26 protein-coding genes, 1 pseudogene and 1 riboswitch are annotated in these 25,000 nt (G+C 71.6%); of the genes and pseudogenes, 3 read left to right on the forward strand and 24 right to left on the reverse strand.

Features of this window, described 5'->3' with window-relative positions; genetic code table 11:
- Positions 1–21 precede the first annotated feature (21 nt).
- A riboswitch (TPP riboswitch) is annotated at positions 22–127 on the reverse strand.
- 41 nt (positions 128–168) lie between these two features.
- The 6 genes from rlmN to rpsB all read right to left on the reverse strand — a co-directional run bounded on the left by rlmN (position 169) and on the right by rpsB (position 6,115).
- Positions 169–1,281 (reverse strand): 23S rRNA (adenine(2503)-C(2))-methyltransferase RlmN, encoded by a 1,113-nt coding sequence (gene rlmN / locus AMK11_RS31665; RefSeq protein ID WP_241847117.1) that lies wholly within the window; start codon positions 1,279–1,281, stop codon positions 169–171.
- A 176-nt stretch (positions 1,282–1,457) separates the two neighbouring features.
- Positions 1,458–2,582 carry a phosphatidate cytidylyltransferase gene (locus AMK11_RS31670; RefSeq protein ID WP_073731569.1) on the reverse strand — a complete coding sequence of 375 codons (1,125 nt, stop codon included), beginning with the start codon at positions 2,580–2,582 and terminating at the stop codon, positions 1,458–1,460.
- Positions 2,582–3,139 (reverse strand): ribosome recycling factor, encoded by a 558-nt coding sequence (frr, locus tag AMK11_RS31675; protein WP_073731690.1) that lies wholly within the window; start codon positions 3,137–3,139, stop codon positions 2,582–2,584. The genes AMK11_RS31670 and frr overlap by 1 nt, the downstream gene beginning before the upstream one ends.
- A 181-nt stretch (positions 3,140–3,320) precedes the next feature.
- Positions 3,321–4,079, reverse strand: coding sequence for a UMP kinase (pyrH, locus tag AMK11_RS31680; RefSeq protein WP_043379389.1), 759 nt, complete (start codon positions 4,077–4,079; stop codon positions 3,321–3,323).
- 205 nt (positions 4,080–4,284) lie between these two features.
- Positions 4,285–5,121 carry a translation elongation factor Ts gene (tsf, locus tag AMK11_RS31685; RefSeq protein ID WP_073731570.1) on the reverse strand — a complete coding sequence of 279 codons (837 nt, stop codon included), beginning with the start codon at positions 5,119–5,121 and terminating at the stop codon, positions 4,285–4,287.
- A gap of 97 nt (positions 5,122–5,218) precedes the next feature.
- Entirely contained in the window at positions 5,219–6,115 is an 897-nt protein-coding gene (gene rpsB, locus AMK11_RS31690) for a 30S ribosomal protein S2 (RefSeq protein WP_073731571.1), read from the reverse strand.
- A 557-nt stretch (positions 6,116–6,672) separates the two neighbouring features.
- Between rpsB and AMK11_RS39160 the strand changes: the two genes are divergently transcribed.
- The gene (locus AMK11_RS39160) at positions 6,673–7,149 is read left to right on the forward strand and encodes a murein hydrolase activator EnvC family protein (protein WP_073731691.1); all 477 of its coding nucleotides are present in this window, start codon (positions 6,673–6,675) and stop codon (positions 7,147–7,149) included.
- A gap of 36 nt (positions 7,150–7,185) precedes the next feature.
- Here the strand turns inward: AMK11_RS39160 and AMK11_RS31700 are convergent, their stop codons facing one another.
- The 17 genes and pseudogenes from AMK11_RS31700 to AMK11_RS31780 form a co-directional block, all read right to left on the reverse strand.
- Positions 7,186–7,743 (reverse strand): TetR/AcrR family transcriptional regulator, encoded by a 558-nt coding sequence (locus tag AMK11_RS31700; RefSeq protein ID WP_073731572.1) that lies wholly within the window; start codon positions 7,741–7,743, stop codon positions 7,186–7,188.
- 128 nt (positions 7,744–7,871) lie between these two features.
- Positions 7,872–8,714: an RNA polymerase sigma factor WhiG gene (whiG, locus tag AMK11_RS31705; protein WP_073731573.1), complete on the reverse strand. Its 843-nt coding sequence runs from the start codon at positions 8,712–8,714 to the stop codon at positions 7,872–7,874.
- A gap of 283 nt (positions 8,715–8,997) precedes the next feature.
- Positions 8,998–10,197, reverse strand: a complete 1,200-nt coding sequence (dprA, locus tag AMK11_RS31710) for a DNA-processing protein DprA (protein WP_073731692.1) — start codon at positions 10,195–10,197, stop codon at positions 8,998–9,000.
- Positions 10,198–10,352: 155 nt separating this feature from the next.
- Entirely contained in the window at positions 10,353–11,978 is a 1,626-nt protein-coding gene (locus AMK11_RS31715) for a YifB family Mg chelatase-like AAA ATPase (RefSeq protein WP_073731574.1), read from the reverse strand.
- Positions 11,978–12,340 carry a YraN family protein gene (locus tag AMK11_RS31720; protein WP_073731575.1) on the reverse strand — a complete coding sequence of 121 codons (363 nt, stop codon included), beginning with the start codon at positions 12,338–12,340 and terminating at the stop codon, positions 11,978–11,980. The genes AMK11_RS31715 and AMK11_RS31720 overlap by 1 nt, the downstream gene beginning before the upstream one ends.
- Positions 12,341–12,457: 117 nt before the next feature.
- A complete protein-coding gene (locus AMK11_RS31725; protein ID WP_003993268.1) occupies positions 12,458–12,766 on the reverse strand; it encodes a DUF2469 domain-containing protein in 309 nt (102 codons plus the stop codon).
- A gap of 56 nt (positions 12,767–12,822) precedes the next feature.
- Positions 12,823–13,347: an NUDIX hydrolase gene (locus AMK11_RS31730; RefSeq protein ID WP_073731576.1), complete on the reverse strand. Its 525-nt coding sequence runs from the start codon at positions 13,345–13,347 to the stop codon at positions 12,823–12,825.
- On the reverse strand, positions 13,337–14,107 hold the full coding sequence (gene lepB, locus AMK11_RS31735) for a signal peptidase I (RefSeq protein ID WP_073731577.1): 771 nt from the start codon (positions 14,105–14,107) through the stop codon (positions 13,337–13,339). The genes AMK11_RS31730 and lepB (AMK11_RS31735) overlap by 11 nt, the downstream gene beginning before the upstream one ends.
- Positions 14,108–14,230: 123 nt before the next feature.
- Complete coding sequence (lepB, locus tag AMK11_RS31740) at positions 14,231–15,238, reverse strand: signal peptidase I (protein ID WP_241847119.1); 1,008 nt, start codon at positions 15,236–15,238, stop codon at positions 14,231–14,233.
- A pseudogene (lepB, locus tag AMK11_RS31745) lies at positions 15,132–16,211 on the reverse strand (signal peptidase I); the annotation flags it as partial. The gene lepB (AMK11_RS31740) and the pseudogene lepB (AMK11_RS31745), both read right to left, overlap by 107 nt.
- Positions 16,204–17,004, reverse strand: coding sequence for a signal peptidase I (gene lepB, locus AMK11_RS31750; RefSeq protein WP_073731579.1), 801 nt, complete (start codon positions 17,002–17,004; stop codon positions 16,204–16,206). The pseudogene lepB (AMK11_RS31745) and the gene lepB (AMK11_RS31750), both read right to left, overlap by 8 nt.
- A gap of 45 nt (positions 17,005–17,049) precedes the next feature.
- Positions 17,050–17,400: a 50S ribosomal protein L19 gene (gene rplS / locus AMK11_RS31755; RefSeq protein ID WP_007444857.1), complete on the reverse strand. Its 351-nt coding sequence runs from the start codon at positions 17,398–17,400 to the stop codon at positions 17,050–17,052.
- Between the two features lie 136 nt (positions 17,401–17,536).
- Positions 17,537–18,370: a tRNA (guanosine(37)-N1)-methyltransferase TrmD gene (trmD, locus tag AMK11_RS31760; RefSeq protein ID WP_073731580.1), complete on the reverse strand. Its 834-nt coding sequence runs from the start codon at positions 18,368–18,370 to the stop codon at positions 17,537–17,539.
- Positions 18,370–18,930 (reverse strand): ribosome maturation factor RimM, encoded by a 561-nt coding sequence (gene rimM / locus AMK11_RS31765; protein ID WP_073731581.1) that lies wholly within the window; start codon positions 18,928–18,930, stop codon positions 18,370–18,372. The genes trmD and rimM overlap by 1 nt, the downstream gene beginning before the upstream one ends.
- 127 nt (positions 18,931–19,057) lie before the next feature.
- Positions 19,058–19,297, reverse strand: a complete 240-nt coding sequence (locus tag AMK11_RS31770; RefSeq protein WP_003973401.1) for an RNA-binding protein — start codon at positions 19,295–19,297, stop codon at positions 19,058–19,060.
- Between the two features lie 2 nt (positions 19,298–19,299).
- Positions 19,300–19,719: a 30S ribosomal protein S16 gene (gene rpsP, locus AMK11_RS31775; RefSeq protein WP_073731582.1), complete on the reverse strand. Its 420-nt coding sequence runs from the start codon at positions 19,717–19,719 to the stop codon at positions 19,300–19,302.
- A gap of 243 nt (positions 19,720–19,962) precedes the next feature.
- Entirely contained in the window at positions 19,963–20,559 is a 597-nt protein-coding gene (locus AMK11_RS31780) for a hypothetical protein (protein ID WP_043379434.1), read from the reverse strand.
- A gap of 684 nt (positions 20,560–21,243) precedes the next feature.
- Here AMK11_RS31780 and AMK11_RS31785 point away from each other — a divergent pair.
- Both AMK11_RS31785 and AMK11_RS31790 read left to right on the forward strand, forming a co-directional pair.
- The gene (locus AMK11_RS31785) at positions 21,244–22,152 is read left to right on the forward strand and encodes an SAM-dependent methyltransferase (RefSeq protein ID WP_073731583.1); all 909 of its coding nucleotides are present in this window, start codon (positions 21,244–21,246) and stop codon (positions 22,150–22,152) included.
- A 181-nt stretch (positions 22,153–22,333) separates the two neighbouring features.
- Positions 22,334–22,948: a hypothetical protein gene (locus tag AMK11_RS31790; RefSeq protein ID WP_073731584.1), complete on the forward strand. Its 615-nt coding sequence runs from the start codon at positions 22,334–22,336 to the stop codon at positions 22,946–22,948.
- A 39-nt stretch (positions 22,949–22,987) separates the two neighbouring features.
- On the opposite strand, the gene ftsH is transcribed toward AMK11_RS31790, so the two are convergent.
- Positions 22,988–24,934 carry an ATP-dependent zinc metalloprotease FtsH gene (ftsH, locus tag AMK11_RS31795; RefSeq protein ID WP_073731585.1) on the reverse strand — a complete coding sequence of 649 codons (1,947 nt, stop codon included), beginning with the start codon at positions 24,932–24,934 and terminating at the stop codon, positions 22,988–22,990.
- Between the last annotated feature and the right edge of the window lie 66 nt (positions 24,935–25,000).

Consider the following 25,000-nt stretch of genomic DNA (forward strand, 5'->3'; position numbering starts at 1 on the left):
GTCCCGGGCAGGGCGCAACAGCTCGAGTGGTGACCGATCTCCCTACCCAGAATGACCTGGGCCAGGTTCGGAGGGTCTGCGGCCGGTGCCGCACTCTCAGCGCTGTGGCGCTCCCCTGTCGGAATATGAAGATGTGATTTCTGTCAGGTCGTACTTCCGCCGGTCAGGTTACCTCTCGCTCGCGGCGAGCTGACCGCACGCCCCGTCGATCTCCTGGCCACGGGTGTCCCGGATGGTCACCGGCACACCGTGTGCCGCGATCGCCTCGACGAAGGCCTTCTCGTCCTCGGGCCGGGAGGCGGTCCACTTGGAGCCGGGCGTCGGATTGAGCGGGATCAGGTTGACGTGCACGGGCCTGCCCTTGAGCAGCCGTCCGAGGCGGTCACCGCGCCAGGCCTGGTCGTTGATGTCGCGGATCAGGGCGTACTCGATGGACAGCCGGCGTCCCGACGTCGCCGCGTACTCGAATCCGGCGTCCAGCACCTCGCGCACCTTCCACCGCGTGTTCACGGGGACGAGGGTGTCGCGCAGCTCGTCGTCGGGGGCGTGCAGGGAGATGGCGAGGCGGCACTTGAAGCCCTCGCCGGTGAAGCGGTGGATGGCCGGGACGAGGCCGACCGTGGAGACGGTGATGCCGCGCTGGGACAGGCCCAGCCCGTCGGGCTCCGGGTCGGTGAGGCGGCGGATGGCGCCGACGACCCGGTTGTAGTTGGCGAGGGGCTCGCCCATGCCCATGAACACGATGTTGCTGAGCCGGGCCGGCCCGCCGGGGACCTCCCCGTCCCTGAGCGCCCGCATGCCGTCCACGATCTGGTGCACGATCTCGGCCGTCGACAGGTTGCGGTCCAGGCCGGCCTGGCCGGTGGCGCAGAACGGGCAGTTCATGCCGCAGCCCGCCTGGGAGCTGATGCACATGGTCACCCGGTCCGGGTAGCGCATGAGCACGGACTCGACGAGCGTCCCGTCGAACAGCTTCCACAGCGTCTTGCGGGTGGTGCCCTGGTCGGTCGACAGGTGCCGCACGACCGACATCAGCTCGGGCAGCAGCGCCTCCCGCAGCCCCTCGCGGGAACCGGCCGGGATGTCGGTCCACTGCTCGGGGTCGTGCGCGTACCGCGCGAAGTACTGCTGCGAGAGCTGCTTGGCGCGGAACGGCTTCTCGCCGATGGCGGCGACGGCCTCCTTGCGCTCGGCGGGCGTGAGGTCGGCGAGGTGCCGCGGCGGCCGCTTCGCTCCGCGGGGTGCGGCGAAGGTCAGCTCACCGGGGGCTGGACGGGCCACGGTCGGACAACTCCTCATGACGGCGGGCCTTGGCAACAACCCCCGCGGTCGGCGGGGAGAACGGCAGAGCCATGCCGAAGCCAGGAGACCTCACTGGATCATCCCCGCGTCGGCGGGGATACACGGAAGGGCCCGCGGCCACACGCCGCAGGCCCTTCCAGGCTACCCGATGACCGTCAACCCGAGCCGACGAAGATCACCAGCAGCAGCCACACCACCGGCGCCGTCGGCAGCAGGGAGTCCAGGCGGTCCATGATGCCGCCGTGCCCCGGCAGCAGCGTGCCCATGTCCTTGATGCCGAGGTCCCGCTTGATCATGGACTCGCCGAGGTCGCCCAGCGTGGCGCTGACGGCGACCGCGAGGCCGAGGAGCAGGCCCTGCCACCAGGTGCCGCCGTCGATCGCGAACTGCATGCACAGCGCGCCCGCCGCCATCGCGAAGGCGACCGCGCCGAGCAGGCCCTCGCGGGTCTTGCCGGGGCTGATGCGCGGGGCGAGCTTGGTCCTGCCGAAGCGCCAGCCGACCGCGTACGCCCCGGTGTCGCTGACCACGGTGAGGACCAGGAAGGTCAGGACGCGCCAGGCGCCGTCGTCCGCCATCAGCATCATCGCGACGAACGTGGCGAGGAACGGCACGTAGAACGCGGCGAACAGGCCCGCGGTGACGTCCTTGAGATAGCCCTCCGGCGGTTCGGTCATCCGCCAGACCAGGACGGCCAGCGCCGTGAGCGCCATGGCGACCCACGCGCCCTCGGAGCCCCGTACGTACCCGGCGACGACCATCGCCGCGCCGCCGACGGCGAGCGGCACGAGGGGCGCCTTGATGCCCTTGCGCTCGTCGAGCCGCTTGGTCAGCTCCCACAGGCCCACCACGACGGCGACCGCGATCACGCCGACGAAGACGGCCTTGACGACGAACAGCGACGCGATGATCACCGCGCCGAGTCCGAGGCCGACCCCTATCGCGGCACCCAGGTCGCGCCCCGCGCTCTTCTTCGGCGGCTGCGGCTGCGCCGGCTGCGGGGCGTCGGGCATGGGCTCCGGATTCCGCGGCGCCGCCGCATACGGCTGCGCCGACTGGTGCTCGTCGAACAGGGGACCGCTCAGCCGAGCGGTCCCCTGGTCGTGGTCCTGGTCACCGCCGTGTTCGGGTACGTCGGGCACGATGGGCATGGGGCGAGTCTGCTGCGCGTAGTGCGCATCGTACGCGGGACCCGCCGGGGCAGCGCCCTGGACAGGTCCCCGGTCGGACGGCCCCCAGTACCCGGCTTGTGGCGGCGCTCCCCAGGAAGAGTCGTTCATCAGACCTCGAGCAGCTCCGCTTCCTTGTGCTTCAGGAGCTCGTCCACCTGGGCGACGTACTTGGCGGTGGTGTCGTCGAGCTCCTTCTCCGCACGGCGGCCCTCGTCCTCGCCGACCTCGCCGTCCTTGATGAGCTTGTCGATGGCGTCCTTGGCCTTGCGGCGCACGGAGCGGATCGAGACCTTGGCGTCCTCGCCCTTGGCCTTGGCGACCTTGATGTAGTCGCGGCGGCGCTCCTCGGTGAGCTCGGGGAACACCACCCGGATGATGTTGCCGTCGTTGCTGGGGTTGACGCCCAGGTCGGAGTCGCGGATCGCCTGTTCGATGTTGCGCAGGGCGCTCTTGTCGAAGGGGGTCACCACGGCCATGCGCGGCTCGGGCACGGAGAACGAGGCCAGCTGGTTGATCGGCGTCAGCGCACCGTAGTAGTCGGCCACGATCTTGTTGAACATCGCCGGGTGCGCACGGCCGGTGCGGATCGCGGCGAAGTCCTCCTTGGCGACCACGACGGCCTTCTCCATCTTCTCCTCGGCCTCGAGGAGGGTCTCTTCGATCACCACTTGCTCCTGCATGTCTTGAGTAGGCCCGGCTGCGGTCCCCTGTCGGAGCTGCGGCCGGCTGCGTCGCGTTCTTCCTGCACGGTTCCCGACCGGCGGGACATTGTCCATCCCCCGGCCCGGTCCCGTCCCGTCCGTCCCCCGGACAGGTGGCGTCCACGGACGGGGGGTGCTGCGCCGGTCAGTCCCGGCTGTCCTGGTCACCCACAAGCGTGCCGATCTTCTCACCCTTGACGGCGCGGGCGATATTGCCCTCCTTCAGCAGCTCGAAGACCACGATCGGGAGGCTGTTGTCGCGGCAGAGCGTGACGGCCGTCGCGTCGGCGACCTTCAGGTCGCGGGTGATGACCTCGCCGTAGCCGAGCGCGTCGAACTTCACGGCGTCCGGGTTGGTCTTCGGGTCGGAGTCGTAGACCCCGTCCACGCCGTTCTTGCCCATGAGCAGCGCCTCGGCGTCGATCTCGAGGGCGCGCTGGGCGGCGGTGGTGTCGGTGGAGAAGTAGGGCATGCCCATACCGGCGCCGAAGATGACCACGCGGCCCTTCTCCAGGTGGCGCACGGCGCGCAGCGGGATGTACGGCTCGGCGACCTGGCCCATGGTGATGGCGGTCTGCACGCGGCAGTCGACGCCCTCCTTCTCCAGAAAGTCCTGGAGGGCCAGGCAGTTCATCACGGTGCCGAGCATGCCCATGTAGTCGGAGCGGGCGCGGTCCATGCCGCGCACCTGCAGTTCGGCGCCGCGGAAGAAGTTGCCGCCGCCGATGACGACGGCGATCTGGGCGCCGTCGCGTACGACGGCCGCGATCTCGCGGGCGATGGCGTGCACCACGTCGGGGTCGACGCCCAGGCCCCCGCCGCCGGAGAAGGCCTCTCCTGACAGCTTCAGCATGAAGCGGCCGCGTACTTTGCCGTCGTCGCTCTTCTCGGCATTGGTGGTCATGGAGCTCTCGCCTCTTTTACGTGGTCACACACACGAAGAAGGCCACTGCCGGTGGGGGCGTGTTTCGCATCCCGTACGCGGCAATGGCCTCCTCGTCAGATCTGCTGTCGTCCGCCGCCGCGCGCGCGTGCGCCACGGCAAGCGCGTACGGCGCCGACGACTTGCGTCGACCCTACCGGGGTCGCGCGTCCGTCGCGGTACGGACTCAGATGCCGACCTTGATGCGCGAGAAGCGCTTCAGGGTGACACCGGCCTCTTCCAGCACCTTCTGGACGGACTTCTTGTTGTCCAGGGCGTAGGGCTGGCCGAGCAGGGTGGCGTCCTTGAAGAAGCCGTTGAGGCGACCCTCGACGATCTTCGGCAGGGCGGCCTCGGGCTTGCCCTCGGCGCGGGTGGTCTCCTCGGCGACGCGGCGCTCGGACTCGACGACCTCGGCCGGGACCTCGTCCTTGGAGAGGTACTTCGGCGCGAACGCGGCGATGTGCTGGGCGACGCCCTTGGCGATCTCGGCGTTCGGCTTGTCCAGCTCGACGAGGACACCGATCTGCGGGGGCAGGTCGGGCATCGTGCGGTGCATGTACGCGGTCACGAAGCCGCCGGAGAACTGCGCGAAGCGGTCCAGGACGATCTTCTCGCCGAGGTTGGCGTTGGCCTCGTCCACGAACGCCTGGACGGTCTTGCCGGGCTCGATCTCGGAGGCGAGGAGTGCCTCGATGTCGGCCGGGGCGGCCTTGGCGACGTGCTCGGCGATGGCCGTGGCGACGTTCTGGAACTTCTCGCCCTTGGCGACGAAGTCCGTCTCGCACTTCAGCTCGACGATGACACCCGAGGTGTTGTCGTCGGCGATGAGCGAGACGACGGCGCCGTTCTCGGCGGAGCGGCCCTCGCGCTTGGCGACGCCCTTCTGGCCCTTGATACGGAGCGCCTCGACGGCCTTCTCGACGTTGCCCTCGGCCTCGTCCAGCGCCTTCTTGCAGTCCATCATGCCGGCGCCGGTGAGCTCGCGGAGCTTCTTGACGTCGGCGGCGGTGTAGTTCGCCATGATTCCGGAATCTCTCTCGAAGTCTGAAGATCTACGGGCGCCGGACGGCGGGGGCTTCGTGGGCCCCCGCCGTCCAGAACCCGAAGGTGGTGAGGGGTCAGGCCTGCTCGGCGTCCGCGGCAGGAGCCTCGGCGGCGGGCGCCTCGGCGGCCGGGGCGGCCTCGGCGGCCGGAGCCTCGGCGGGCTTCTCGGCCTCGGCGGCGGGCGCCTCCTCGGCCTTCTTCTCGCCCTCGAGCAGGTCGCGCTCCCACTCGGCGAGCGGCTCGCCCGCGGCCTTGTCACCCTCGGCGGCCTTGCCGGCACCGGAACGGGCGATGAGGCCCTCGGCGACGGCGTCGGCGATCACGCGGGTGAGCAGGGTGACGGAGCGGATCGCGTCGTCGTTGCCCGGGATCTTGTAGTCGACCTCGTCGGGGTCGCAGTTGGTGTCGAGGATGGCGACGACCGGGATGTTGAGCTTCCGGGCCTCGCCGACCGCGATGTGCTCCTTCTTGGTGTCCACGATCCAGACGGCGCTGGGCACCTTGGACATCTCGCGGATACCGCCGAGGGTCTTCTCCAGCTTGGCCTTCTCGCGGGAGAGGACCAGCAGCTCCTTCTTGGTGAGGCCGGAGGCGGCCACGTCCTCGAAGTCGATCTGCTCGAGCTCCTTCAGGCGCTGCAGGCGCTTGTAGACGGTCGAGAAGTTGGTGAGCATGCCGCCCAGCCAGCGCTGGTTGACGTAGGGCATGCCGACGCGGGTGGCCTGCTCGGCGATGGCCTCCTGCGCCTGCTTCTTCGTGCCGACGAACATGACCGTGCCGCCGTGGGCGACGGTCTCCTTGACGAACTCGTAGGCGCGGTCGATGTACGACAGCGACTGGAGCAGGTCGATGATGTAGATGCCGTTGCGCTCCGTGAAGATGAAGCGCTTCATCTTCGGGTTCCAACGACGGGTCTGGTGACCGAAGTGGACGCCGCTTTCCAGCAGCTCCCGCATCGTGACGACGGCCATGGCCGTATCTCCTTGGTGTTCTCGGTTGTGCCGCGCGAGCCGGACGGCTCCCGCGCCTGACGCCCGCGACGCGCCTGCCACAAGGGACCGAGGGGCGCTGACACGAGCCTTGACCGGCCTCGTGTCGGGGCGTGCGAAGTCGACCCGGTGACCCGGATCGCCATCAGAAGTGTACGGGACCCGCGGGGTACCGGGTGACGCGGCTGTCCACAACCGGGGAACGGTCCACAGGACGGACCGGCGACCGGCCGGAGTGCGGGACGGTTCCGGGCATGCGAACGAGGCGATGGGCGAGTGCGGGTGTGTGGCTGGCGCTGCTGCTGACGGTCGTGGCCCCGGGGCCGCCGCGACCGGCGCCGGCGGCGGGACCGGCCGCGACGGCCGTGGCGGCCGCGAGCGAGGTCCGGCCTCCCGACGCCGGGGCCTCGGAGCCGGGGCTGCGTGGTCCACAGGCGCCGGAACCCGAGGCGCCGGGACATGAGGAGCCGGATTCGGGCGCGCGGGGACCGGAGGCGTCGGGAGCGGGCGGTCCGGACCTCGGAGCGCGGGAGGCGGGGGTGCCGGCCGTGGCGCGTGGCTGGCCGGTCGGTGACCGGCCGGCGGTGCTGCGGGGCTGGGAGCCTCCGGCGACCCCGTACGGCCCGGGGCACCGCGGCGTGGACCTCGCCGCGCCGGCCGGGGCACCGGTTCGGGCGGTGGCGGCCGGGACGGTGTCGTTCGCGGGGCGGGTGGCGGGGCGGGGCGTCGTCTCGGTCGAGCTGACGGGCACGGGGGAACCACCGCTGCGGACGACGTACGCACCGGTGGCGGTCTCGGTGTCGGTGGAGGAGGGGGACGAGGTCGCGGCCGGGGAGGTGCTCGGCACGGTGGAGCCCACGGGCTCGCACTGCACGGGCTGCCTGCACTGGGGCCTGCTGCGCGGCGACGTCTACCTGGACCCGCTCTCCCTGCTCCCGCCCTGGCTGCTGGACGGAGGGCCCCCGGTGCTGCTGCCGGTCCTCGGGGTACCGGAGCCCGCCCGGCCACGGGGGTAGGGGCGGCCTCCGGGCGTCACCCTCCGGACCGGGCCGTCAGCCCCGTACGCCGCGCAGGGCCATGGAGACCGCCGCCTCGGTGATCGCCGTCGGTTCCTCCGCCGCGCCCAGCTCGATCCGGCGTACGGCCGCGTCCACGACGCCCTGGAGCAGCATCGCCGCCAGCCGGGGCTGGTCGTGCCCCATCTGCCCCAGCGCCTCGACGATCATCGCGATCAGCCCGCCGTGTGCCGCCCGGATCTTCTCCCGCGCGCCGGCGTCCAGCTCGCTCGCGGAGATCGCCACGACGGCCCGGTGCCGCCGGTCCCCGACGAGGTCGAGCTGCTTGCGGACGTACGCCTCGACCTTGCCCTCGGGGCTCGCCTCGCGCTCCATCGCCGCCTCGACCTCCGCGGCCCAGACCGGGAAGTCGACGGCGCACAGCTCCTCGACGACAGCGGCGCGCGACCGGAAGTACTCGTAGACCGACGACCGGGCCAGGCCCGTACGCTCGGCGAGGGCGGGGAAGGACAGCGCCTCCGTCCCGCCCTCGGACAGCAGGGAGCGGGCCGCGTCCAGCAGGGCGGCACGCTGCATCGACCGGTGCTCGGCCACGGAGGCCGCTCGAATCCTTGGCACCCCACCACTTTACGGACGCGGGCCCGCGTACGGGAGTCGCTCACCCGCCCGCACGACCGCCGACCGTGTCACGGGGAGCGCCGGCCGGCGGGCGCGAGCGCGGCTCAGCGGCCGAATCCGGCGAGCTTCGCCCGCAGTTGCAGCACCGACTTGGTGTGGATCTGACTGACCCGGCTCTCCGTCACACCCAGCACGTTCCCGATCTCGGCGAGCGTGAGCCCCTCGTAGTAGTACAGGGTGACGACGGTCTTCTCCCGCTCGGGCAGCGTGTTGATCGCGCGCGCCAGGAACCGCCGCAGCTCCCGGTCCTCGGCGACCTCCACCGGATTGTCGGCGGCGGTGTCCTCCAGCGTGTCCATGAGGCTCAGCCGGTCCCCGCCCTCGCCCCCGGCGTGCAGCAACTCCTCCAGCGCCACCACGTTGGCCAGCGACAACTGGCTGAACACGGCATGGAGGTCCTCCACCGCGATCCCCATCTCGACGGCCACCTCGCTCTCCGACGGGGTGCGGCGCAGCCGGGCCTCCAGCGTCGCGTAGGCACGCTCGACGTTGCGGGCCTTCTGCCGCACCGACCGCGGGATCCAGTCCAGCGCCCGCAGCTCGTCGATCATCGCGCCCCGGATGCGGGTGATCGCGTACGTCTCGAACTTGATCTCCCGGTCGACGTCGAACTTCTCGATCGCGTCGATCAGTCCGAACACGCCGGAGGAGACGAAGTCCGCCTGCTCGACGTTGGGCGGCAGCCCCACGCTCACCCGGCCCGCCACGTACTTCACGAGGGGCGAGTAGTGCAGGATCAGCTGTTCCCGCAGCCGCTCGTCCCCCGTCGCCTTGTACGACCGCCACAGCTCGTCGAGCGTCGAGGGGGCGGGCGGTCGCACGCTGCCACCGTCGCGGGCGGCTGGGGGGATCGCCGCCCGGTCGGGCCCGGAGGTGTGCTGGGGCATTCGTCGCCTTGTGCCGTTCTGCCGTGATCTGTGTGCCTGGTGAGGCCGCCGGTCTGCTGTCTGGTTGTCGCCTGTTGTCCGTGTTCTGCGTGGGGGTCCTCGTGAGCGTAGCGTGACTGGACTGTCGCGGTGCGCGAAGAGGACAGGGAGGGCGGTGCGCAGATACGTTCCGCTGAACGCTCTACAGGGGGGACGATGATCGCTCTGCGTGATCACTCGAATACCTCAACTGCCTGAATTCCCAAGGGCGTCGGGGTTCCCCCGGACGGCCGAACACGGAGGGTCAGGACGGAGACCGGGCGCCGCGGACCGAGATCATCGCCTGGCGTGTCAACTTCCAGCCGTCGCTGTGTCGTTCGACGTAACCAAGTGCTCGAAGCTCGTACAGTCTCGCGATCGCGTCGTCCTGTGTGGTCTGGGCCCGGCGTGCGACCTCGGCGGCCGTCGCCGCTCCGCGCGCGGGGAGCCCGGCCAGCACCTGACGGGTGCGGGATTCCAGCAGGTCGGTGGGGAGCACCGGCCCGCGCCGGTCCGGGGGCACGTCGCCCATGTCGCCGACCAGTTCCACGACCTCGGCGGCGTCGCCGACGAGCACCGCGTCGCCGCGCAGCAGCTCGTGCACTCCCGCGGACAGCGCGCTGGTGGCCGGCCCGGGCACGCCCATCGTGTGCCGGCCCAGGCGCTGGGCGGCCCGTGCGGTGACCAGCGAGCCGCTGCGGTAGGCGGCCTCGACGACCACCGTGCCCCGGGTGAGCGCGGCGATCACGCGGTTGCGCAGGATGAATCTGCTCGGCGTCGGATGATCGCCCGGTGGCAGCTCCCCGACGACCAGGCCCTGCTCCGCGATCCTGGTGATCAGCCTCGCGTGTCCGGGCGGATAGGGGCGGTCGACGCCGCAGGCCAGCACGGCCGCCGTGGCTCCGCCCGCGCCGAGGGCGCCCCGGTGGGCGGCGCCGTCGATTCCGTAGGCACCCCCGGACACCACGACCCAGCCGCGTTCCGCCAGGCCGGCGGCGAGGGTGACCGCCATGTGTGCCCCGTACTCGGTGCAGGCGCGGGCGCCCACGACGGCCACCGACCTGAGCGCCCACATCCGCAGACTGGGCCTGCCACGCACCCACAGTCCGAGGGGCCGGGCGTCCCCCAGGTCGTCGAGCGGGCCCGGCCATTCGACGGTCCCGGGTGTCACGAACCGCACCCCCGCCGCCCGTGCGACGGCGAGGTCCCGACGGGGGTCGGCACGCACCGCCCGGGCGCAGAGGCCGGCCCACCGCTTCGGGCTCGCGCCCGGCAGGGGGCGCACGCCCTCGCGCAGCCGCCGCACCACGTCGGCGACACCGCGCTCACGCACCCACCGGCCACCGGTCTCGTCCCCGGGCTCGATGACCCTGGTGAGGAAGGCGCGTCCGAGCAGCTCGTCGTCGTCCGTCCAGGTGCCGCCCGCCCCACCGTCGCCCCCACGCGGCTCCTCACGTTCCTGCAGAGCCTCACGTCCGCGCCCGTCCTCGCGTGCCCCCGGTTCGTCCCCTCCCCGCAGGTCACCTCCCCGCGGGTCTTCCCGTCCGCCGGCTACCTCGCGACCAGGCAGGTCTTCACGTCCACGCGAGTCCTCAGGACCACGCGCCACCCCGCCCCCGTTCACGTCAGCGCCCCCAGGGTCATGGGCACGCCCTGCGGCACTCCGGTGCGCAGTTGCAGCGCCAGTGCGACGTCCCGTGCGTCGGGCCGGTCGTGGCCGACGAGGTCGGCGACGGTCCAGGCGACACGCAACACCCGGTCGAGGCCCCGGGCGGTGAGCGCGCCCCGCTCCAGGCTGCGCTCGGCCTCCTCCAGCGCACCCGGCGCGGCGTGCCAGCGGCTGCGCAGCTCTCGTCCGGGCACCTCGCTGTTGGACCGCCACGGAGTGCCGTCGAGGCGTACGGCCGCCCGTTCGCGAGCCGCCCGCACCCGGTCGGCGACCGTCGCGGTGGTGTCGCCCCGGAAGCCCTCCCCGGCCAGCTGGCCGCGCGTGAGGCGGTCCACCTCGACCCGGAGGTCGACGCGGTCCAGCAGTGGGCCGGACAGCCTGGCCTGGTAGCGGCGGATCGCCGAGGACGGGCACTCGCACAGTTCGTCGCTCTGCGAGAACCGCCCGCACGGGCAGGGATTGGCGGCGAGCACCATCAGGAACCGTGCCGGAAAACGCACCACGCCCGCGCTGCGCGCGATGACGACGTGCCCGGACTCCAGCGGCTGCCGCAGGGCGTCGAGGGCCTGGCTGCTGAATTCGGGTGTCTCATCCAGGAACAGGACGCCCCGGTGGGCCAGGGAGACGGCTCCCGGCCGTGCCATGCCGGGGCCGCCCCCGACCAGGGCCTGCATCGTGGCGGAGTGGTGCGGTGCGCAGTAGGGGGCCACGTCGATCAGGGGTTTGCCCGGCGGCAGCAGACCCGCGACCGAGTGCACGGCGGTGACCTCCAGCGACTCCGTCCGGTGGAGCCGGGGCAGGATGGCCGGCAGCCGCTCGGCGAGCATGGTCTTGCCGGCGCCGGGCGGGCCCTCCAGGAACAGGTTGTGTCCGCCGGCCGCGGCGACCTCCACCGCCGTGCGCGCCGACTCCTGGCCCACGACGTCGGCGAGGTCGCGACCGTTCTCGCACTGCGCCGCGCCCATGCTGTGCATCCCGGTGGCGGCGCCGGTGCCGGGCATGCGCAGGCCCGCCAGGAGCGGGTCGGGCCGGCCCTGGTGGTCCTGTGCCTCCTCCGGCACGGGCTCGTCGGCGAGGACGGCGATCAGCTGGCGCAGGCTGCGCACGCCGAGCACCGAGACGCCGGGCACCAGGGACGCCTCGGCGGCGGCGCACTCGGGGACGACGACCTGCTCGTAGCCGGCCTCCGCCGCGGCCAGGACCGCCGGGAGGATGCCGCGCACCGGCCGGACCCGTCCGTCCAGGCCCAGCTCGCCGATCATCACGATGTCGGCGAGCACGCGGGGGTCGATCCGCTCGGCGGCGCCGAGGACGGCCGCGGCGACCGCCATGTCGAAGCCGCTGCCGCTCTTCGGCACGGACGCCGGGCTGAGGCCCACCGTCAGCTTCTTCTGCGGCCACTCGGCGCCCGAGTTCACGACCGCGGCCCGCACCCGGTCCCGGCTCTCGGTCAGGCTCTTGTCCGGCAGCCCCACCAGCGTGAACGCCGCCACGCCCGGCTCCAGGTCGGCCTGAACCTCGACGACCACGCCCTCGACGCCGACGAGCGCCACGGAGCACGTACGCGCGAATCCCATCACGCCACCCCCCGGGCGTGCTCGACCACCGGGGCCCCGCGCTGCGGGAGAAGCACCCCGACCAGGTCGATGCGGACGCCGCCGGGCGGGGCCCCGCCGTGGGTCTGGATCCAGCGTTCGGCGAGCCGCCGCAGCCGGTCCGCCTTCTCGGGGGTCACCGCGGCCATCGGGTGCTCGAAGGAGCCGCCCCTGCGCGTCTTGACCTCGCAGACGACCAGGGCGTCCCCGTCCCGGGCGACGATGTCGATCTCGCCGGTCCGGCCACAGCGCCAGTTGCGCTCCAGGACCGTCATGCCGGCCCCGGTCAGCCGGCGGGCGGCGAGCGTCTCGCCGTACTTGCCCATCGCACCTCGTGCGTTCATGTCGGCACCACCTCCGGCGCCAACGATGAGGGCAGCTCAGCGAGCTATTGGATCTTGGTGGACGGTCGGACGACTGTGGACAACCTTGTCACCCACACGGGTGCGCAGCGCGGGTCATCAGCCGCTGGGAAGTTCGAGGTCGCTCTTGTTGAGCTCCTCGATGTTCACGTCCTTGAACGTCAGTACTCGCACCTGCTTCACGAACCGAGCCGGGCGGTACATGTCCCACACCCAGGCATCGGCCATGGAGACCTCGAAGAAAACCTCTCCCTGGACCGAGTGCACCTGCATCTCGTAGTCGTTGGTGAGGTAGAAACGCCGCTCGGTCTCGATCACGTATTTGAACAGACCGACGACATCGCGGTACTCCCGGTAGAGCTTGAGCTCCATCTCGGTCTCGTACTTCTCGAGGTCCTCGGCGCTCATGGCATGTTCCCCTTCAGCCGTGCGGTCCCCCCATTGTGCGCCAGTCCCGTGAGCCCCTAGACGATTTCGGTGTCCAGGGTCACCGGCCCGGCCGGGGGACCTTCGTCGAGCAGCTTGCGCAGCAGCTCGGCGAGTCTGGTCGGATACACCGTCTCATGTGCCCGGGTCAGTTCCCGACACGTCCACCAGCGCGCTCCGGCGACGCTGCGCCGCTCCAGTTCGGTCAGCCCGAGGGCCCGGGTCGCGGTCTGCTTCGTGCGGGCCAGGTAGTACCACTCGTCCTGGTCCCAGCGGCGGCCCGCGAAGGGGAAGGAGCATCTGCGCCGCCACAGCACCGGACCGAGCTCGACGTCGGTGATGCCGGTCTCCTCCGCGAGCTCCCGCCGTGCCGCCTCCTCGCGGGTCTCCTCGCCCTCCACACCGCCGCCCGGGGTGAACCACCAGTCGTCGGCCGGGTCGTCGGGTTCATGGCCGTGCAGGAGCAGGATGCGGTCCTCCGGGTCGAGCAGCACCACCCGGGCGACCCTGCGCAGCCCGCCCTCGTAGGTGTCCTGACCGGCCGGTGTCGTCTCAGCGGCCACCGGTGCCGCCCCTCCCCGTCCGGGCGCGGGCGGCCCGCTTGGCGAAGGGCCCGTACGCGGCACCGCCGAGGATCAGTACCGCGCCGGCGACGACCAGCCCGACCACGGTCCTGAGCGGACCGGGCGAGGAGAGGCCGCCCAGCGTCTCGAAGCCGGCCGGACGCTCCAGCATGCCGTTCATGGGCCAGACCACGGCGTCGACACGGGCGTCCACGGTGGCGCGCGACACGGTGCCGCCGGCGGCGTCGGTGAGGTGGGCGGTGGAGTCCACGGAGTTGTCCCGCTCGTCACCGAGCAGGAACAGGCGGCCTTCGGGAACGGTCACGGTGGGGAAGCCGCTGATCTCGGCCGGCGTACCGGCGGGCAGGTACGGCTCGTCGATCACCTTGCCGTTGACCTTGAGCTTGCCCTCCTGGCAGCAGGAGACGGTGTCCCCGCCGACGGCGACGACCCGCTTGATCATCGGTGCGTCGGCCCAGGTCGCGTCCTTGAAGACGACGACGTCACCGCGCCGTACGTCGGCGCCGTCGATGCGCTGCGCCAGCACTCGGTCACCGGCGTCGATGGTCGGCGTCATGGAGCCGGTCGGCACGGTGTAGGGACGGTAGACCACCGCTCCCCAGGCGAAGCCCCCGAGGAACAGCACCAGACCGAGCGCCACGGCGAGGCCGGACAGCCGCTGCCCGGTCCGGCTGCCCACCGGGCCCCTGCTCCCGCCGCCGCCTCGCGGGGCCGTACGTGTCGTGCTCTCGCCACCCATGAAGCCGCACCTTACCCGGCGGTACCGGAACGGGGCAGCCCCTCCCGGAGCCCGGGAGGGGCCGCTCTCGGCGGGGTGGCGGCCGTCGACGGCCGCGGTGACGGGCGCTGGGACCGAGGCGGCTCAGCGGGTCTCGGCGGCGGCGATGCGCCTGCGGCGCCACCAGACGACCGGAACGACCCCGGCGACCGCCAGGCCCTGAGGTGCGACCGACAGCGCGGCAGCGGCCGACGACCGGGGCTGCGGACCGTCGGCCTGCAGACCGACCTGGTCGAAGGTCTCCGGGACCGGCAGGGTGTCCCAGCGGTTCATCGGCCAGGCGATCACGATGGCACGGCCGACGACCTCCTTCACCGGGACCATGCCGCCGTGCTCGTCGGACTGGTTGTAGCGGGAGTCCCGGGAGTTCTGCCGGTGGTCGCCCATGACCCAGATGTGGCCCTCGGGGACCTTCACCTTGAACTGGCCGCCCTGGTCGTCGACGCTGCACGGCGTGTTGCCGGGGTAGACGTACGACTCCTCGTTCAGCGCCACGCCGTTGACCTTGACCGGGCCGGTGCCCTCGCACTCGACGGTGTCGCCGCCGACCCCGATGACGCGCTTGATCAGGTCCTTCTCGTCGGCGGACGGCATCAGGCCGATCCAGCTGAGGACCGTCTGCAGTGCGTTCGGGTCGGGCGTCGGCTCACCGGCCAGCCAGTCGTCCGGATCGTGGAAGACGACGATCTCGCCGCGCTCGGGTTCCGAGCCGAACCAGGGGGTGAGCTTGTCGACCAGGACACGGTCATTGATCGTGAGCGTGTTCTGCATCGAGGCGGACGGGATCGAGAACGCCTGCACCAGGAAGGTCTTGATCAGCAGCGCGAGCACCAGCGCGATGCCGATCAGGATCGGCAGTTCCTTCCAGAAGGAACGCTGCTTCTTGGCCGCCGTGGTCTTGGGGGGCGTCGTTCCGCCCACGCCCTCGTCGTCGGTCCCGTTCTGTTCGTCCGTCACCCTGCCGTCCTCGGTCCCGGAGTCGTGCCCGGAGGCCGGGGCGCCGTCCGGGGACGGGCCGGCCGCTTCCACGGGGTGTCCGCGGTTCTCCTCGCCGTCGTGTCCGGACCGTGCGCCAACCGCCACATCCCCCACGCCAACTCCTCACTCTCTGCCACCGCCTGCGCCGTACACGGTGCAGGCCCACCACTCCCATAACGAGCGGGAGTTCCGCAGGGGTCGGGAGTTGAATCATCGCGTTCGGATCGTAGGGGGCAACCCTATGCGACAGCCCGGTGGCGGTGGTCGAGGCGGCGGCCGAGTCGGACACGGAGGCATACGTTCTCGGTTCGTCCAGGGTCGTCCAGTGGCCGAACGGCCAGGCGATCACCATGGCCCGCCCCACCACCTCGTCCTCGGACACCGTGCCGAAGTCGGTGTCCTGGTGCGCGCGGGAGTCGGCGGAGTTGGACCGGTGGTCGCCCATCACCCACAGCCGGCCCTCGGGAACCGTGACGTCGAAGGGCGTCCTGGAGGGGACGTCGCCGGGGTACAGGTAGTCCTCGTTCAGGGGGACACCGTTGACGGTGACGCGTCCCTGGGTGTCACAGCACTTGACCCGGTCCCCGCCCACGCCGACGACCCGCTTGATGAGGTCCTTCTCGTCGTCCGAGGGCAGCAGGCCGATGAAGGCGAGGCCTTCCTTGACCTGCTTGATGACGACGGGGTCGTCCTTCTTGGCGGTCTGCTCGCCCTGGAGCCAGCCGCCCGGATCACGGAAGACCACGACGTCGCCGCGCTGCGGCTTCGAGCCGAACCAGGGAGTGAGTTTGTCCACCAGGACCCGGTCACCGATCCGGATCGTCTGCTCCATGGAGCCGGACGGGATCACGAACGCCTGGACGAGGAAGGTCTTCAGCACCAGCGCTATCAGGACGGCCACGCCGATGAGGAGGGGTATCTCCTTGACCGCGCCGCGCCTGCGGCGCCGCTTGACCTTGCGCTGCAGCTTGCGCCGCTCGGCGCGGGACCGGCCGCCCGACGGCGGGCCGGTGCGCCGTGAACCGGTGGGCAGCAGGTTCTCCGTGGGGCTGCTGGGCGCCCCGCGCGGTTTCCCCCGGCTACCCATCGGCGCCCTCGGACGGGCGCGCACCGCCGGACACTCCGCCGGAGGCGGCACCGGCCGTACCACCCAAGGTGCCACCCGCCGCTGCGCCCGCTTCGGCGTCCGGCACGCGCGCGTAGGCGTCGGGGCGGTCGAGGTGGGTGGCGTGTCCGAAGGGCCAGACGATCCAGTCGGCGCGGCCGATCACCTCGTCGACGGGGATCATGCCGCCGCCCGGCGAGCCCAGGTGGTCACGGGAGTCGCTGGAGGCGGAGCGGTGGTCGCCCAGGACGAACAGGGCTCCGTCGGGGACGACGACGTCGAAGGGCACCGTGGACGGACGGTCGCCGGGGTACAGGAACGCCGATTCGTCGACCGACTGGCCGTTCACCTGGACCCTCCCCTCCCTGTCGCAGCACACCACATGGTCCCCGCCCACACCGACGACGCGTTTGATGTAGTCGCCGGGCCCGAAGAGCCCGGTGCCGTCGAAGACGACGACATCGCCCCGCTGCGGCCCGTCACCGAAACGGTACGCCAACTTGTTTACGAGAACCCGGTCCCCGATCCTCAATCCGCGCTCCATGGATCCGCTGGGGATCTGGAAGGGCTGAAGCACGAAGGTGCTGAACAGCAGCAGGAACATCAGCAGTCCCAGCACGGCCACGGTGATCCGGCCGCCCGGCACCCACTGCGTGATCCACCCCGTCAACGCGGAACGCGACCGTTCCTCCGGGCCCTCCGGGTCCGAGGGCTGCTCGGAGTCGGCGGGGTGGGAGGAGCGGTCGCGCTCCGTGTGCTGTGCTTCGGTGTCCATCGGGGCCAGATGCTATCCGGCCCCGGTGCGGACCTCGGAGGGCGCTCAGCTCTCGCGCTTCTCCTTGATCTTCGCGGCCTTGCCGCGCAGCTCGCGCAGGTAGTACAGCTTGGCGCGGCGGACGTCACCCTTGGTGACGAGCTCGATCTTCTCCACGATCGGGGTGTGCACCGGGAAGGTGCGCTCGACGCCGACGGAGAAGGAGACCTTGCGGACCGTGAAGGTCTCGCGCACGCCGGCACCCTGGCGGCGGATGACAACGCCCTTGAACTGCTGCACACGGGAGCGGTTGCCCTCGATGACGCGCACGTGGACGTTGACGGTGTCGCCGGGGCGGAAGGCCGGGACGTCGCTGCGCAGCGACGCGGCGTCGACGGAGTCGAGCAGGTGAGACATTTCGTCTGCTTTCTTCGCTGATGCCACAGGTCATCAACGGAAACTAGGTGTTTCGGAATCAGGGTCGTGCGGGTCGGGACGGGCGTCGTCTCCCCCTGTGGCAGGGGCGCGCTCCGGACGGACGCACAACAGCCGCCTATTCTTCCATGCCCGGGGTCCTGCGCCAAAATCGACCGTACGGCTCCCCCTCCGGGTCGGGTTCCCAGCCCAGGATGGAGAGCATCTCGCGGTCCTTCTTGTCGAAGGCCTCGGGGTCGCACCGCTCGATCAGGTCGGGCCGGTTGGCCGTGGTGCGCCGCAGGGCCTCGTCCCGGCGCCAGCGGGCGATCTTCCCGTGGTGGCCGCTGAGCAGCACGTCCGGGATGCCGCGCCCGCGCCACTGCGGCGGCTTGGTGTGGACGGGGCCCTCCAGCAGGCTGGCCATGGCGCCGGGGGCGAAGGAGTCGTCCCGGTGGGACTCGGCGTTGCCCAGGACGCCGGGCAGCAGCCGCGCCACGGCCTCGGTGACGACCAGGACGGCCGCCTCGCCGCCGGCCAGGACGTAGTCGCCGATGGACACCTCGTGGACCGGCATCCGCGTCGCGTACTCGTCGATCACACGGCGGTCGATGCCCTCGTAGCGGGCCGGGGTGAAGATCAGCCAGGGCCGCTCGGAGAGGTGGACGGCGAGCTCCTGGGTGAAGGGCCGGCCGCTGGGCGTGGGCACGATGAGGGCGGGCTCGCCGGAACCAGCCTCGTAGCCGTCGGCCAGGACGGCGTCCAGCGCGTCGCCCCAGGGCTCGGTCTTCATCACCATGCCGGGCCCGCCGCCGTACGGGGTGTCGTCGACGGTGTTGTGCCGGTCGTACGTCCAGTCGCGGAGGTCGTGCACGTGGACGTTCAGCTGTCCGCGCGCGCGTGCCTTGCCGACCAGGGAGACGTTCAGCGGCTCCAGGTACTCGGGGAAGATCGTGACGACGTCGAGCCGCATTACGCGCCGTCCCCCTCTTCGGCGGCGTCGCGTGCGGACGCGATCTCCGCGCGGTCGTCGATCAGGCCGGGCGGCGGATCGATCACCGCGCGCTGCTCGTCCAGGTCGATCCCGGTGACGATCTCGGAGACGAACGGCACGTAGACCTCGCTGCCGTCGGGGCGCTCCACCACGAAGAGGTCCTGCGTGGGCAGGTGGGAGATCTCGGTGATCCGGCCGACCTCCTCGCCGTCCTCGGTCACCACGTCGAGGTCGATCAGCTGGTGGTCGTAGTACTCGTCCTCGTCCTCGGGACGCTCGTCCGGGTCGACGTCGGCGATCAGGAGGGTGTTGCGCAGCGCCTCGGCGCCGGTGCGGTCGTGGACACCGGCGAAGCGCAGCAGGAGGCGGCCGCTGTGGACCCGGCCGGTCTCGATGGTGAGCGGCCCGGCGGAGGCGGGGTCGGTGGCCAGGACGGCGCCGGGCCCGAGCCGCAGTTCCGGCTCGTCGGTGCGGACCTCGACGGTGACCTCACCCTTGATCCCGTGGGCGCGGCCGATGCGCGCGACTACCAGCTGCACTGTGCTTGATCTCCTGTCGGAACTGCGGCGAGCCGTACGGGGCTACCGCCGTACGGGGCTCACAACGACTGCGGGCCGGGGACGGCCCAGTGGCCCTCCCCGGCCCGAGCCGGTGCTGCGTTCGGCGTCAGCGGACGTGGTCCACGTCGACGAGGTCGACGCGGACGCCCCGGCCGCCGATGGCGCCCACGACGGTGCGCAGAGCGCGTGCGGTGCGGCCGTTGCGGCCGATCACCTTGCCGAGGTCGTCGGGGTGGACCCGGACCTCGAGCACCCGCCCGCGGCGCAGGTTGCGCGAGGCGACCTGCACATCGTCAGGGTTGTCGACGATGCCCTTCACGAGGTGCTCGAGAGCCTCCTCGAGCATGCTCAGGCCTCGGTCGACTCGGACTCGGCCGGAGCCTCGTCCTTCTTCTCGGCCTTCTTCTTCTGGGTGATCGCCTCACCCTTGCCCTCGTCGTCGCCACCGAGCGCCTCGAAGGACGGACGGGCCGACTTCTCGGCCGGCTGCAGCAGCGGCGCCGGGGCGGGCTCGCCCTTGAACTTCTGCCAGTCGCCGGTCTTCTTCAGGATGGCGAGCACGGGCTCGGTCGGCTGGGCGCCGACGGAGAGCCAGTACGCCACGCGCTCGGCGTCGACCTCCATCACCGACGGGTTGTACGTCGGGTGGTACTTGCCGATCTCCTCGATGGCCCGGCCGTCACGGCGGGTACGGGAGTCGGCGACGACGATGCGGTAGTGAGGCGAACGGATCTTGCCCAGACGCTTCAGCTTGATCTTGACTGCCACGGGAGTGGGTTCTCCTGGTTTTGACGTGGGTGGGCACGGCGAGAGAGCCGCGTGGGGTTGCGGTACCCGAGTGCCCGATGGACGCGTCAGCCGGAGGAGAGAGGGGTCCTGTGCGACTGTCGAGTACAGCTAGCCATTGTGCCACACGCGGGCGGACCCTTCGGACCGAGGGCGGACCGGGGCGGACGGGGGGCGGGCCGGGGGCGCCGCGCCCGGATCCGGCTGCCACGAGCAGCCGGATCCTCAGCCCGCCGCCGCGCCGACCACCTCCGGGATCCGGAACGGCTTGCCGCAGCCGCCGCACATGATCGGGGCCTGCGCCAGGACCGACGGGACGACCCGTACATTGCGTCCGCAGTCGCAGACCGCCTTCACGCGCACCCCTCCCCCGGAGGAGCCGTGGCGGGCGGCCGGGCCGCGGAAGCTGCGGGCCGAGTCGGTCGCGGTCGCGGCGGTGTGGGCCTTCAGGGCGCGCTGGAGGCGCTCGATCGTCGGACGGTAGCGGCGCTTCGCCTCGGGGGAGAGCGTGACCAGCGAGAAGCCGCTGCTGGGATGCGGCTCCTCGGGGTGGTCGAGGCCCAACTCCTCGGCGATCGCAAGGAATCGACGGTTGTGATAGCGCCCCGCGCGGGAGGTGTCGCGTACTCCGCGCGCGGCGGCGATGCCGTGGACTGCCTCATGGAGCAGTCGCTCGAAGGAGAGCTCGTGCCCGCAGGCGGACGACGACTCTCCGATCAGGGACTCGGGCGCGGCAAGATCCGGCAGCTCGGTGTGGTGCCGCTGAATGTCGGCCCACGCCTGCGCCAGCTCTGCGGCGAGAACAGGTGGTGTCGTGCTCACGTAATGACAACGAGCCGGGGTGCCGCTGTGTTCCTATTCCGGGGCATCCCAAATAATTTGCACGTACCCGTCAGTTGCCGCTGATGCGTCGCGACGAGGGCGGGTGCGCTGATCTGCGGAGAAGCCTCACAGCTCGTCACAAGCTGGTGCGTAGTCCGACGTACGCGCCGGCGCGTAGCCCCCGTCCACGCGCCGGGTTGCGTGGGGCTCGCGGATGCGCAAGAGGCGTTTTCGGCCGCGGTCGAACCGGAAGGACGCCACCCGATCGGGCGCATCGCGGGACGCGTCGACGGGAGCGAGGTTACCGGGTGTGCCACCGGCGTGCGGCACCACCCCGCCCCGGGCCGCTCCGTCTCCCGGCGGGGCGTTCGCGGGGCCCGCCGACCTTGGCCGGAACCGCCTCGTCGGCACGGTCGCCACCCGCTGTCATCACCGAGGGACGCGTTCCGGCCAACCGCCCGAGGCGTCGGACCGGGGCTACCCGGAGTACCGCACGGCCAGGCCCACGTTGCCGGGAAGTGAAATCTCGCCACTGCGGCGGGGATCGGGCAAACCGGCCGCCGCTACCACTGGACGCCACGGCGAGCCCGGAGTTTCCTGGCATACGGGGGGAGTGCGAGCGCACTGCACGGGGGCCAGGTAATCGGGCACGGCGGCAACACTCGGCGATTGGGGCGCTTTCCTATGACACCTACGCTCGTGCGGCAGCACTCATCTCACGCGGGGGCGACGCCCGGCGTGGACCTGCGTGCACGCGCGCGTGACTGGTCCGAGATACAGGAGCGGATGCTCGTACCGCTCTACGAGGCCGTCTACGAGCGACTGGACGTGGGCGGCGGCACACGCGTGCTGGGGCTGGGCTGCGGCTCCGGGCTGGCCCTGCTGATGGCCGCCTCGCGGGGCGCCGCGGTGACCGGGGTGGACTCCCGTTTCCCGGAGCGGCTGGACCTGGCACGGCGGCGACTGCTTCCCGAGGCGCCCGACGCGCCCGGTGCGCGGGACGTACGCGCGCGTACCCACTCGGTACGGGCGGACGAGGTGGGCACGGACACGGTACGGCTCGTCGAAGGGACCCCGCGGGACGCGGCGGACCCGTCACAGCCGGCGTTCGACCTGGTGACCGCCTTCGAGCCCATCGGGTGCCTCGCGGGCGACTCGGACGGGCTCGCCGGGCTGCTCGCCCGGGCGACGCCGCTCGCCGCGCGCGGGGCGGCCGTCGTGCTGGCCGGCTGGGGCCCGCCCGAGCGGTGCGCCACGACGTCGGTGCTGCGGGTGGCCACCAAGCTCGCGGACCCGTTGCGCAGCGCGGGCAGCTGGCGTCCCGCTCTCCGTGACGACCTGGAGGAGGTCGCCCAGCGGGCCGGGCTCAGGCCGGACGGCTCGGGACGGGTGGCGTGCCCCTTCGGCTACGCCGGCACCGGCAGCGCGGTGCGCGGTCTGCTGTCGACCGGTCTGTTCGACGCGGCGATCGCGGCGACCGACCAGGAACAGGTCGACAAGGAGCTGACCGAGGCCCTGCATCCGCACCAGCGGCCGGACGGGACCGTGTGGATGCCGAACGTGTTCCGGTACCTGATCGCCCGGACCCCCTGACGATCGGTTCCGACCGGGCGGGCACGGTATCTGAGCGGCTTCTTCTGGCGCAGGTGCGATGCAGGTGTGAATGGTGTGAAGATGCCGGTTCAGGCCCTCACTCCATCCTTCAGGCGGATCTTGGGCCTTTAGTCTGATCCACCGTTCGGGGGAAAGACACATCTGCATACAGGAGCCTGTAGTGCCGCACCACAAGACCGCGCTGCGCCTGGCCGCGCCCGTCGCCGTCCTCGCCCTGGCCCTCACCGCGTGCGGGGGCGGAGACGACACCGACGCCGACGCGAAGGGCAAGGGCAAGGGCTCGTCGAGCCCCGAGGCGTCCGCCTCTCCGTCCGAGGCGGCCTCGGGCGGCGACCTGGCGACCGGCGAGAGCGCGACGGGCAAGGTCGCGGAGGACCCGGGCGAGGTCACCTACGAGGTCGTGGCGCAGAAGGTGGACGTCGGCACCGAGGCGGAGGCCGCCAAGGCGGTGGCGGACGCCGCGGACGCCAAGGGCAAGGTGCTGGCCACCGCGCACGTCAAGTACACGCACAAGAGCGGCCCGGCCCTCACCGACGGCTCCAGCGTGCACGACGGCACCACGGTCTTCGCCGACGGGCAGCGCGGCGGCGTCCTCATCGGCGCCTCCGAGGACGCCCCGGGCTGCGAGGACCCGTACGACGTGGACAGCTGGAAGCAGGGCGAGAGCCACGTCTTCTGCGAGACCTACGTGATCCCCGCGGGTGCCACGAGCGTCGAGGTCCACTGGGAGGAAGAGGACGGCGAGCCCTACGTCTGGAAGTTCCCGCAGAAGTAGGTTCCCGCGCGGAGGCGCATCAGGAGGGCCGGACGGTGATCAGACCTCCGGCCCCTCCTTCGTCAGCCGGGTGATCCCGGCGATCCGGTAGGCGTCCGCCTCGTCCAGCGTCTCGGTCGCGAGCAGCGCCTCGGCGAGGGCGTCGAGCTGCCCACGGTGGTCGCGCAGCTTGTGCACGGCCTCCGCGTAGCACTCGTCGACGACCCGGCGCATCTCGCCGTCGATGGCGTCGAGCGTCGCCGGGGCGGCGGCGAGCCCGTAGGCCTGCTGGGCGTCGCCGGGGAGGGCGGAGAGCCGGCCGACCTGCCGGCTCATGCCCCAGCGGCCGACCATGCCGCGCGCGATCCGGGTGACCTGTTCGAGGTCGCTCTCCGAGCCGGTCGTGATCACGTCGTACACCACCTGCTCGGCCGCCATCCCGCCGAGCGCGCCGATGATCCGCCCGCGCAGGTACTCCTCGGTGTACGCGTACTTGTCCGCGTCCGGCGTCGACAGCGTCACGCCCAGCGCCCGGCCGCGCGGCACGATAGTGATCTTGCGGACGGGGTCGGCGCCCGGCTGCAGCATCCCCAGCAGGGCGTGCCCGCTCTCGTGGTAGGCGGTGCGCCGCCGCTCCTCCTCGGGCATCACCAGGGGACGTTCGGCGCCGAGCTGGACCTTCTCCAGGGCCTCGGAGAGGTTCGCCTGCGTCACCCGGTCCTGCTTCCGCTTGACGGCGATCAGCGCGGCCTCGTTGGCGAGGTTGGCCAGTTCGGCGCCCGTCATGCCCGGGGTCGTGCGGGCCACCTGGGCGAGATCGACGTCGGGGGCGAGCGGGATCTCGCGGGTGTGGATCTCCAGGATCGCCTTCCGGCCGCCGCGGTCCGGCGGCGAGACGCTGACCACCCGGTCGAAGCGGCCGGGGCGGGTCAGGGCGGCGTCGAGGATGTCGGCGCGGTTGGTGGCGGCGATGACGATCACGCCCTCGGCGCCGGAGAAGCCGTCCATCTCCGTGAGGATCTGGTTCAGGGTCTGCTCGCGCTCGTCGTGGCCGCCCATGCCTGAGCCGCCGCCCCGGGCCCGGCCGATGGTGTCGATCTCGTCGATGAAGATGATCGACGGCGCCACCTTGCGGGCCTCGGCGAACAGCTCCCGCACCCGGGACGCGCCCACGCCCACGATCATCTCGATGAACTCGGACGCGGACGCCGAGAAGAACGGCACCCCCGCCTCCCCGGCCACCGCGCGCGCGAGCAGCGTCTTCCCGGTGCCGGGCGGCCCGGACAGCAGCACGCCCCGGGGCATCTTGGCGCCCATCCGGCGGTAGGCACCGGGATTCTTCAGGAAGTCGACGACGTCGCTGAGCTCGCCCTCCACCTCGTCGATCCCGGCGACGTCCGCGAAGGTGGTGCGCTGCTTGCCGGGCTCCAGCTCGACCGGCTTGGGCGGCGCCTTGCGACCGAGCATGCCGCCCGCCCCGCCGCCGAGGGCACCCCGCATCCGCCGGGCGATGAAGATCCACAAGACCACCAGGAGCAGCATCGGCGCCAGCGCGATCAGCAGGTTGACCAGGAAACTGCGCTGCTGGACGACGGGTTCGGCCGTGACGGTGACGTTGTGCTCGGTCAGCTCCTCCCAGAGCCGGTCGTCGGCGAAGGTCGGCCGCTCCGTCGTGAACTTGGTGTACGTCCCGTCGCCCTCGGGATTGTCCCGGGCCTTCTTCAGCTGGCCCTGGATCGCGTCGCCCTTGGCGTAGATCTTGCTGACGTTGCCCGCGTCGACCTGCTTGCTGAACTCCGTGTAGGAGATCGTCGGCTCGTCCCCCTCGTTGAAGAAGGAGAGCACCAGGTTGGCGATGAGGTAGACGACCAGCGCGGCCAGGACCAGGTTCCACCAGCCGCCGCGCATCCTCCTGCCACCGGACGGCGGCTTCTCAGGCTCGTCGGGCGTGCCCTCGGTGCGCCAGGGCGGCTCGGGGGCCTTGCGCGGCGGGGACGGGTTGGTCATACCGGGACGTTACGACAGGAAAGCCGCGCGGGCATGTGGGTGTACGACGCCGGGGGCGCCCCCGAT

The organism is Streptomyces sp. CB02414, assembly GCF_001905385.1.
GTDB lineage: Bacteria > Actinomycetota > Actinomycetes > Streptomycetales > Streptomycetaceae > Streptomyces.

Coding starts and splice junctions, on each gene's coding strand:
- AMK11_RS31670 (WP_073731569.1), bottom strand. CDS start 2,582: ATGAACGACTCTTCCTGGGGAGCGCCGCCACAAGCCGGGTACTGGGGG.
- pyrH (WP_043379389.1), bottom strand. CDS start 4,079: ATGACCACCAATGCCGAGAAGAGCGACGACGGCAAAGTACGCGGCCGC.
- tsf (WP_073731570.1), bottom strand. CDS start 5,121: ATGGCGAACTACACCGCCGCCGACGTCAAGAAGCTCCGCGAGCTCACC.
- rpsB (WP_073731571.1), bottom strand. CDS start 6,115: ATGGCCGTCGTCACGATGCGGGAGCTGCTGGAAAGCGGCGTCCACTTC.
- whiG (WP_073731573.1), bottom strand. CDS start 8,714: ATGCCCCAGCACACCTCCGGGCCCGACCGGGCGGCGATCCCCCCAGCC.
- AMK11_RS31715 (WP_073731574.1), bottom strand. CDS start 11,978: ATGGGATTCGCGCGTACGTGCTCCGTGGCGCTCGTCGGCGTCGAGGGC.
- AMK11_RS31720 (WP_073731575.1), bottom strand. CDS start 12,340: ATGAACGCACGAGGTGCGATGGGCAAGTACGGCGAGACGCTCGCCGCC.
- AMK11_RS31725 (WP_003993268.1), bottom strand. CDS start 12,766: ATGAGCGCCGAGGACCTCGAGAAGTACGAGACCGAGATGGAGCTCAAG.
- lepB (WP_073731577.1), bottom strand. CDS start 14,107: ATGGGTGGCGAGAGCACGACACGTACGGCCCCGCGAGGCGGCGGCGGG.
- lepB (WP_073731579.1), bottom strand. CDS start 17,004: ATGGACACCGAAGCACAGCACACGGAGCGCGACCGCTCCTCCCACCCC.
- rplS (WP_007444857.1), bottom strand. CDS start 17,400: ATGTCTCACCTGCTCGACTCCGTCGACGCCGCGTCGCTGCGCAGCGAC.
- trmD (WP_073731580.1), bottom strand. CDS start 18,370: ATGCGGCTCGACGTCGTCACGATCTTCCCCGAGTACCTGGAGCCGCTG.
- AMK11_RS31770 (WP_003973401.1), bottom strand. CDS start 19,297: ATGCTCGAGGAGGCTCTCGAGCACCTCGTGAAGGGCATCGTCGACAAC.
- AMK11_RS31785 (WP_073731583.1), top strand. CDS start 21,244: ATGACACCTACGCTCGTGCGGCAGCACTCATCTCACGCGGGGGCGACG.
- ftsH (WP_073731585.1), bottom strand. CDS start 24,934: ATGACCAACCCGTCCCCGCCGCGCAAGGCCCCCGAGCCGCCCTGGCGC.